The sequence below is a fragment of the Anaerococcus kampingae genome, from assembly GCF_046365475.1.
Classification (GTDB): domain Bacteria; phylum Bacillota; class Clostridia; order Tissierellales; family Peptoniphilaceae; genus Anaerococcus; species Anaerococcus kampingae.
Genome location: NZ_JBGMEF010000022.1, coordinates 20905 through 30316, shown reverse-complemented (window position 1 = coordinate 30316; position 9412 = coordinate 20905). Strand labels below are relative to the sequence as shown.

Below are 9412 nucleotides of genomic sequence, written 5' to 3'. Positions count from 1 at the left end.
GATAGTGATAGGTAATCCTTTGATGTTATCTCCGGATTTTCCCCCACTTCACACCGTGCATGCGACTTTCACCGCACACGGCGTTCCATCACAAGAAAGATTTTCACGTTTTAACTAAGACTTACACACTTCGTAACAAATTATTTTTTTTCTAAATTAGTGGCAATCCTGCCATTTTTCTAAGCTTATTACATTTCTCGATCTGCTTGACCGTTAAGCCAAGCTCTTTTATATATTTTTGGATTGTATCTTCTTTTGTTGCATGGATAAGTATATGAACTGCTTCTGTAACAAGAATTAAGTTGCTATAACTGTCTGTACCGCCTTGTTCAAGCGGTATCTTGTGATGGCAATGTATATCGTTTGGTGTAAGTTTTACACTTGTTACCCCACATCTGCCATATTGAGCTGCAAAGAGCGAGATTCTGTTGTCTGCAAACTCTATACTCTTATCAAGTACAGGATGTCTCATCAACCAAACAAGTGTATCTACATCAATTTGCAGATTTTTATGAATAAAAGCTCTACCCTTTACAGTGTATTTATTTACAACCTTTTTCTTGTGTTTTGCGTCCTTTGTCCTAATATATCCAACTGGAATTAGCGGATGTCCATTAAGGAAGCGAAGCTGTTTACTTTTTCCATATTTTTCTTTGATAAATCCTTTGTTTAGCGTTCCACTGGTTTTAATATCAAGTCTGTTGTTCATCTGCTTTTTAATGTGAAAGGCTATTTTAGCAAAGTCCAAACTTACATTTGTTGCTATTTGGTAGTAATTATGCAAGCCTGAAACAGTGGCATTATACTTGGCTATTGCTTTGTACTGTTCCTTTTCGTTTGCAGGTCTTTTTATATCCGCCACACATTTAGAAATATTTTCTTTTGCATTTTTCAGTGCCTTATCACTTATATGCGACTGTACAACAAACTTTTTGCCTTTTGGTTTAACCTTAAGCTTAAATCCTAAGAACTCCGAATACCTTTGTTTTAGATTTGTTATTTTAGATTTTTCTTCACTTACATTTAGTTTTAATCTGTCTTGCAACCATTTTGTAACTGCCTGATAGGTTCTTTTTGCATCGTAGTAATTACGGCAAAATATCTTAAAATCATCAGCATACCTTACAATGTATATTTCTTTTAGGTTGCTTGTTCTTAAAGCTCTGTAGGTATGGCTTTTTATCTCTGTTCCTTGACTGTTCGTTCTCTGTTTATATGGATAATGCGTGGGCATTGTCAGCCATTGAGAAGAAACCCACCAATCTAATTCGTTCAAGACTACATTAGATAGTAGCGGTGATAATATACCGCCTTGTGGTGTTCCCTTTGTTGGTGTAATTACCTTTTTATCGGGCATAACTATGTCTGCTTTAAGCATTTCCTTAATGATACAAAGTAACTTTTTGTCATGGATTCCTAAATTCCAAAGCTGCCTTATGAGCTTTGCATGATATACGTTATCGAAAAATCCTTGTATATCAATATCGACTACATAGTGTAAGTGCTGTATCTGCATTAGTCTTGCACATTCTGCAATAGCGTGTTCCGTACTCCTGTTAGGTCGAAACCCATAGGAACTATCATGAAACTTGGCTTCACATATCGGCTCTAATATTTGCAAGATACATTGTTGTACAATTCTATCTACAATAGTTGGTATTCCTAAAGGTCTAATTTTCCCATTAGGCTTTCGCATTTCCACTCTCTTTACAGGGCGTGGCTTATACCAATGAAACTGTTTTTGTATGAGAGAAATGTATTCTTCTTCATTTAGCCTTGATAGATGTTTTATTGTTCTGCCATCTACCCCAGCCGTATGACTTCCTTTGTTCCCTTTTATACTACGATAGGCAAGTTTAATATTTTCTCTTGAAGTTATCAACTCCATTAAATTTGAAAATACTTTATTATTACCGCTATCTTCATATAAATCATCAAGGACTTTTTGCAAGTCATAGTATTCCGTATAACGGATTTTGTTTTGTTTCAGTGTTTGTTTCGAAGTGGACACAGTCACCATCTCCTTTCGGATTTGATTTTCTTTGTCATACTCGAAGCTGTGTTTGTCTTAATTTCAGTTCTTGTACTTTCCTGTGACTGGTGGCTATCCCTCCACGAACTTATTATTTTCGCTTCATAGGTACTGTGCCACCACTTTCACCGAGATAAAGAATGGTTATATGCTGTTTTTTACAGTCATTTTCCCATTCAACACTTCATTAGCATTAGACTGCTTCCATGCTCTTGGCTTACCACGTTCCGACAATCTTATCTTTGAATACGTTTAGGTTCTTCCTCTAAGCCTGTGTTTAGTTTTCACCATATCGCCTGTAACGATATATGGATTTTCATAACAACCATTCTTACTCATCCACAAACACCCCATCTTTGATGGGAATTGCCGTTAGGCAAATTCAAACGTTTAGACCCTTACATTCGGAAGTACGTCAGTGCTTTGGTATACACATTCTCACCATGCGTATTCGACACCCGACATATAGGTAGCACCGTCCACCTCTGAACAGCTTTCGTGTCTGATGTTAATATCAGTCTTACGGCTACTCTCTGCCGACTTCACCGAGCTTTTGACAATGAAATAGTCTAATATTCATTGCCAATCGGAGTATCAGTGTAGGCATTTCAGGGCGTTACCCCGTCATTCTACCTATCAGATTGCCAGTTCTCCTAAGTTTTGAACTTTCAGTCCTTCGACTTAGTGCATAAGCTTTTCACTTATGAACGTGTCGCACGATTGTCATTGCCATATCCTTCCATCAGGTTGATAACACCCCATGCTCCAAGTCCTGCACCAATTGCTGTAACTAATATTTTTAATACATTTACTGCTTGTGAAAAAAATTCCATTTATATTTCCTCCTTTTTTTCTTTTTTTTCAATTTTATTTATGTGCTTTACGATAAAATTTTTAAATGTCTTGTCTTCTTTTTTTGTTTCCTTAAAATATCCAAAAATATGGATGTATTCTCCACTTTTAAATTCCTTCACACTTTTTGCCTTTTCCCCGTAGAGATTACAGTAGATATATTCTTTTTTAACCTTTCCTTCTTCTTTGTTCTTTCTAACTATTGTGAAGTTAGCTACCTCTTTTTCTCCTTCCTTTGTATCTATTGCAGTTGTTTTTATTTCTCCTACTAGATTTCCATTAATATTTAGCATTTCTCTTTCCATTTGTTCTATCTCCTTTATTCCATAAAAAAAGCGATAGTTTTCTCTATCGCTTCTACTTCTAATTCATTAATATTTCATTTTTCTCTGTATCTTATTTTTTCGGCTCATCTCGTATATATTTCATTCTTCCTCCTTTGGGCATAAAAAAACACCGAAATGTTTTTTTCGGTGTAAATTTCTCTATTTAATTTTATGGTTTTAGTAATTCTTTCCAGTTTTCTTTAAAGCCAACATGTCTTAATTCAATATTTTCATATCTTGCTATTAGTGCTGTTAGATCATGATAAAAATTTTTGTAATTTTCTTCTTCAGAAACTATTTTAAGATTAACTAATGTAGCAAATATTGTATTGTTTGAAATATTATTTTTTAAATATTCTTTATATAGCTTTGGTGATTTTGTAAGCTTTGCTCCATATAGCCTGCCATAATGGGCACATATATTTCTTATATAGGCAAAATTTTCTATCCAAGATTCAAAGTAATGGTATTCTGTATGAAAGACTTTTGCAATTTTACTTTTATCTTCATTTTTCATATTCTTATACATTTTAGATAAGGTTCCAAAACTCGCTACTTCTATCACTGCATAGAGTGGAATTTCTCCACCTTCATAATTGTCTTTAAAGTTTTTTATAAAGGGTGAGCGTCTATTTCTTTTTGTTTCTCTTTCTAAATCATTTAATGCTTCTTTATATCTGTTTTTATATTTTCCCACATTTGACAAATCTTTGTAACCAAAATTCCCATATTTTAAAGAAAAATAGTTTGTGATAACTGCTCTTAAAGAAACTTCAATATGTTCTATTATTTCAAATATGAGTTGTCTAAGTTCTCTATCAAATTTATATAAACTTACAATATCTTCAAAACTTATTCCTGATATATATCTTCCATCTTTTTTTAATGTGACACTATAAGCTTTAATCAGCCTGTAATAGGATATTCTTCCAAGAATTTTCTTAGCATAAGTTTTATCTTTTACTAAAAGTCCTAAGTCTATTAAGTTTTTTACTTGATTTTCTATACTAATCGGTTCTTGGTGGATTTTTTTCATTTTTTCTCCTAAAATCAAATGACCCGACTTGGTCCGCATTGTTAAGAGGCGTGTCGGGTGCTGTTGACATTATTATATGTTATAAAATATTTTTTGTCAAGTATTTCCTTTTAATCTTTCCTAAATAGCTATCTTACTTCTAATTTTAAATTTATTCATCTAATATTTCAACTACCATACTCTCTTTTAACTTAACCTCATCTTTTCTCTGTAGGTATTTCTCTATGTCAAATATATTTCTCTTATCATAATCTTCCAACAACTTGTAATTCTTATGCTTTGTAATATCAAATTTATCAGACAAGAAAGGTCTTACTCCTCTTAGTTGGTATATACACTTACCACCATCCATTACAGTTATTTCATCTTGACTCATAAGTTCCTTACCAGTTTTTTGATAATTTAGTCCAAAACTCTTTTGATTTGACCTTGTTTCTGATGTGTTATATAGGTCTATGGTTTCTTTTCCTAAGGTTTCTGATAATTCTTTTACTGTTGTTTTTTCTTTTCCTCCTAAAAAGAGTGTAGAGTCGCAGTTACCAACTATTGTATCTGCATGGTCTTTATAGATTGCTTTTAATTGAGATTGTGCTTGCAGTATTATACTTGCTGATATTTCTCTACTTCTAATAGTTGCTATCAGCTTTTCAAATTTAGGAATTAAGCCGATATTTGCGAATTCATCAAGTAGGCATCTCACATGAACAGGAAGTCTTCCACCATACACATCATCTGCTTTATCACATAATAGATTAAATAATTGTGAGTACATTATTGATACTACAAAGTTAAATGTATCATCTGTATCTGATATTATAACGAATAAAGCTGTTTTCTTTTCTCCAAGTGTATCAAGCTCCAGTTCATCTTCTTTCATAAGATCGCTTAATTCTTCAATATCAAAAGGAGCAAGCCTTGCTCCACAGGATATAAGGATTGATTTGGCAGTTTTTCCTGCTGCAAGTTTGTATTTCTTGTATTGTTTTACTGCGAAATGATTTGGCTTTTCTTTTTCTAATGCTTCAAACATATAGTCTACTGCATTTTTAAAATTTTCATCTTCTTCTCTTACCTCACTTGCATCTATCATAGCAAGTAGAGTTGTAAAGTTCTGTTCTTCTTTAGGAGCTTCATAAAAAATATATCCAATTAAGGCTGTATAGTAGAGCTTTTCAGCTTTTACCCAAAAATCCTCAGTTGATTTTTCTCCTTCTCCCTTAGTATTTGCAATTATTGTTTGTACTAATTTCAAAATATCTTTTTCACTTTTCAAGTATGCAAAGGGATTATATCTCATGGATTTTTTAAAGTTTATTGTATTTAGTATTTTTATCTCATATCCATTTCTTTCCAACATTTTTCCGCATTCCAAGACTAATGTTCCTTTTGGATCGGTCACTACATATGAAGAGTGCATTTGCATGAGATTCGGCTTTACAAAGAACCTTGTTTTACCACTACCAGAACCTCCAATTACCAATACATTTTTATTCCTAGCATATTTTGGATTTTTAGGTCTATTGTTCATGGTAAGTCTTTCAGTTTGAGTTAGTAGCACATTGTTTTCAAACTTCTTGTCAATGTATGGCTCAATATCTTTTTCATTTCCCCATCTTGCCGATCCATATTCTCTGCCCTCTCTAAACTTTTTTGCTTTTTTCTTTTTCTGTATAAGGATTAACTTAATAACTACTGATAGAATTAGACCAGGTATCAGGTTTTTTATTTTTAATGATGGAATATATTTTAAAGTATCTATTTGACTAAAAGCCACTAGAATTCTATCTATTATATCTCCTCCTACATAAGAGTTGACATGGCTTGCAAAGATATTTCCTATATAAAAAAATAAGAGGTAAGGAAAATTTTCTAATACAAATTTCTTCTTATCTCTTATCTTAAAAACATTTTTTATATCTTTTATTATTTCATTTAGTATTTTCGAATCAATCACTTCCTCTCCATAAAAAAGAGTAGATTTCTCTACCCATTAGCATCTTATTTATCTTTTTTATATCTTATTACTGGAACTTGTTTTATTTTTTTACCTATCTTTTTTCTTTCCAAGACAAAAATCATATTTTCATTTCTTTTAAAATATCCTAAATCTTTATGATAGCTTATACCACACTTGCAATGTAGTAAGCCTATAAATTGTTGTTTCATCTTTCTTTTACATTTTGGGCAAATATTTTTCTTCATTTCATACACTTATACTTTACTTTCAAAGGTAGCTTTTAGTTTCTTTCCTAATGCTTCTGCTCTCATTTTTTATCTATAGATAAGAGAAATTCTTCTACTGGATGACTCCCATCTTCTTTTTCATAGTATCCAACAATAAGGCTATTCATGCCTTCTCATCATCTATATTATATATAGCCAAGTATTTTTATTATAAACTTTGTTCCTGATGCTTATGTTTAACCTTATCTCTGTCAATAGTATCTTTGACTTTATCCTTGAAGTTATTAAGCCTTTCTATTACAGATTTCCTTTTTCTTGACTTATCTTTAGTAAATTTCTGGACTGTCTTTTTAAAAGCCTGTTCCATTACTTTTATATCTTTTGCTTGAAAAAAGATAATGTTGTTTCCATTTTCTAAATCTTTCTTTATGGAAAATTTCACCCCATATCTTTTTAATTCTTTTTTCAATGCTTTTAAGTCTATGTCATTTAATTCTAAGGTTTCTACTTTACCTTTTTTTACAAGGTCTTTTACTTTTACTTTTTTAAATTTTTCTAAGGGTCTTGAATGTTCTGTCTGCGCTTTATGTTTATTTATTTCTAATATTTTCTTCATCAAATTTATAACTTGCTTGGCTGTAACTATCCCCGCTTTTTTTACTATGGCTATTGTTCTGCTATTTATATCATCATTTTGCATTCACTCACCTACTTTCATTCTTTTTTTAATATTTCATAGGCTAATTTTGATTTCTCCTTCATTTTTTCTATTCTTCTATTTTCTCCTGTAAATATAATGGGACTGCATATTTCAAGTATCCTTGAGTAAATTCTTTTATCTTTTATAGTTTCAGGATTAGTTAAAGCTGATATATTTAAGTTTGTTGTTATAATCAATGGTTTCCCACTTCTATACCTACTATCTATTATGTTAAAGATATGCTCAGCTGCAAAATCTGTATCTCTTTCCATTCCAAAATCATCAATAATTAATAGTTTCTTATGATTTAGGTTATCTATATACTTGCTTTTATCAATCTCAAAGTTAGTCATATCATTTAAAATTACTGAAAAATTTGTCATTCTGACTGATATTTCTTTTTCTAGTAAAGCATTTGCTATAGCACTTGCAAGATATGTTTTTCCACATCCCACATTCCCTGTGAGAATTAATCCTATATTATTTTCATATATTTCATCAAATTTTTTCACATAGTTTTTTGCTACTTTTTCATGCTCACTATCTTTGTCCATATTTTTAAAATTCCAATTTAATAAGATAGGATCAGAAAAACACTCTTTTTTTAAGTGTTCAATTTTTAAAAGCCTTTTATTTTCTTTTCTTTTTTCTTCCTCTAATTTTTGTCTTTCTTTTTCACATTGACATAAAATACCAACTTTTTTTATTTCTCCAAAGAAGTCTATTTCTTTTTCAATTGGTGTTTTACATTTTGCACAATATTTTAATCCTGTTTCTTGATCTATATAACTCCTATTTTCTTCATCATTTGATGGACTATTTGTTTCTGCATTTTTTATTTTCTGTTCTAGGATTTCTTTTATTAATTCCATATACTCATCTCCTATCAAGTATTTAAAATTTCTCTCCAGATATCCTCATCATTACTATAGTCATAATTTTCTCTTTTCTGATCTTCTCTCTTTATGACTTCTATGTTTCTAATATTTTCATCTGCATTGTATAAGAGAGTCAGTAGATAGGCATTAATATTTTTAATATCCTTTGGAGCATTTTCTCTTAGGTATTTCAAAACATAGTCTATGTGTTTATAGTTAAGACTTAGAAATCTTTCTTTAAAATTTTCATTGGATATATGCCTCCCTCCTATTTTAATCTTTGTAAAGCTAGTTAATGCATTTACAAGTACATTTATCATTACATCTACTTGCTTCTTTTCTTCTATTCTTAATTTTTCAAAGGTTTCATAAGATATATTCTTTTTTATAGTTTCTTTTAATTCTTCCTCCTCCAAAGTTTTTTTTGATTTTTCTCCTAGCTTTTCTAAGGGGGATATGGGGGTGGTATTATTAAAATCAGTATTATTAGTTTCAGTATTATTAATATTAGTATTATTAGAGTCCTCTTTTGAAACTTCTTGAGGTTTGTTTTCTAAACTTCCTGAAGTTTGTTTTTTAAACTTCTTGAGGTTTGCTTTTGAAACTTCCGTAGTTTTATTATTTTCTGTGTAAATAAAGTTCTTTACATAGAGTAAATTTGGCTTTCCAAGTCCTAACCTCTTTTTTTCTAATAATCCTATCTCTTCAATTTCTTTCATTACTTTGACCGATTTATTTCTCCCCCAATTTAATACTTCCATAATTTCTTCTATGGTATAGATGATGTATACCTTGTTTTCTTCATCTAACCATTTATTCTTAATTGACAAGCTCATTCTATCGAGTAGAATTCCATAAAGAATTTTTGCTTCTACGGATAGTTTTTTAAAATTTAAGTCGGTAAATAAAGTTTTGGGAATCCTAAAAAATGAATATTGTTCTGCTTCATTGCCATAATAGTATTCAAATTTAACTATTTCTTTCATCATAGCCCCCTTTCTTTTCACATAAAAAGAGATAGCTTTGATTTTGCTATCTCTTTTTCATCGGTTTTTTCTATTTATTTTTATATTTAAATTACTTTTATTCTTTCATTCACCCCTTCTATCACTTCTATAATAAAATATCCTAGCACTGGTAAACCATAAGGACTAAAAAGATATGCTAGTATAATTGCCTCTATAGCGAGTGCTTTTTCTCCATGATAAACAGATCCCAAAAATCCCATAATAGCGATAAATGAAATCAGTTTAAAAAATATTGTACTAAGTCCTAATACAAACGTTAAAAATAGAGTGATGATACTTAACGCTATACTAATAGGAAACAATATGATTTTGAAAAAAATTCTAAATATTATCATATTCTCTTCAATCCTTATTACTTATGTTTTCTTTTCTTTTT

At 30.7% G+C, this 9412-nt stretch carries 10 protein-coding genes; all 10 read right to left on the bottom strand.

All coding sequences use genetic code 11. The features are described 5' to 3' along the window. Nucleotides 1-151: 151 nt before the first annotated feature. The 10 genes from ltrA to ACCQ42_RS06785 all read right to left on the bottom strand — a co-directional run bounded on the left by ltrA (nt 152) and on the right by ACCQ42_RS06785 (nt 9371). Nucleotides 152-2011: a group II intron reverse transcriptase/maturase gene (gene ltrA / locus ACCQ42_RS06830; protein ID WP_410035737.1), complete on the bottom strand. Its 1860-nt coding sequence runs from the start codon at nt 2009-2011 to the stop codon at nt 152-154. 722 nt (nt 2012-2733) lie between these two features. Further along, on the bottom strand, nt 2734-2865 hold the full coding sequence (locus ACCQ42_RS06825; RefSeq protein WP_463049211.1) for a Maff2 family mobile element protein: 132 nt from the start codon (nt 2863-2865) through the stop codon (nt 2734-2736). Beyond that, nucleotides 2866-3189: a single-stranded DNA-binding protein gene (locus tag ACCQ42_RS06820; RefSeq protein WP_265214767.1), complete on the bottom strand. Its 324-nt coding sequence runs from the start codon at nt 3187-3189 to the stop codon at nt 2866-2868. It lies immediately after the preceding gene. 190 nt (nt 3190-3379) lie between these two features. Continuing rightward, the gene (locus ACCQ42_RS06815) at nt 3380-4246 is read right to left on the bottom strand and encodes an Abi family protein (RefSeq protein WP_410035736.1); all 867 of its coding nucleotides are present in this window, start codon (nt 4244-4246) and stop codon (nt 3380-3382) included. A 151-nt stretch (nt 4247-4397) separates the two neighbouring features. Further along, nucleotides 4398-6200 (bottom strand): VirD4-like conjugal transfer protein, CD1115 family, encoded by a 1803-nt coding sequence (locus ACCQ42_RS06810; protein ID WP_410035735.1) that lies wholly within the window; start codon nt 6198-6200, stop codon nt 4398-4400. A gap of 44 nt (nt 6201-6244) precedes the next feature. Beyond that, nucleotides 6245-6448: a hypothetical protein gene (locus ACCQ42_RS06805; protein ID WP_019107276.1), complete on the bottom strand. Its 204-nt coding sequence runs from the start codon at nt 6446-6448 to the stop codon at nt 6245-6247. A gap of 190 nt (nt 6449-6638) precedes the next feature. After that, nucleotides 6639-7130 carry a PcfB family protein gene (locus ACCQ42_RS06800; protein WP_025194489.1) on the bottom strand — a complete coding sequence of 164 codons (492 nt, stop codon included), beginning with the start codon at nt 7128-7130 and terminating at the stop codon, nt 6639-6641. A 14-nt stretch (nt 7131-7144) separates the two neighbouring features. Beyond that, nucleotides 7145-8002: an ATP-binding protein gene (locus ACCQ42_RS06795; protein WP_316716875.1), complete on the bottom strand. Its 858-nt coding sequence runs from the start codon at nt 8000-8002 to the stop codon at nt 7145-7147. A 14-nt stretch (nt 8003-8016) separates the two neighbouring features. Then, nucleotides 8017-8994 carry a replication initiator protein A gene (locus tag ACCQ42_RS06790; protein ID WP_410035734.1) on the bottom strand — a complete coding sequence of 326 codons (978 nt, stop codon included), beginning with the start codon at nt 8992-8994 and terminating at the stop codon, nt 8017-8019. Between the two features lie 86 nt (nt 8995-9080). Continuing rightward, nucleotides 9081-9371, bottom strand: a complete 291-nt coding sequence (locus tag ACCQ42_RS06785) for a CD1845 family protein (protein WP_285044335.1) — start codon at nt 9369-9371, stop codon at nt 9081-9083. Nucleotides 9372-9412: the final 41 nt, after the last annotated feature.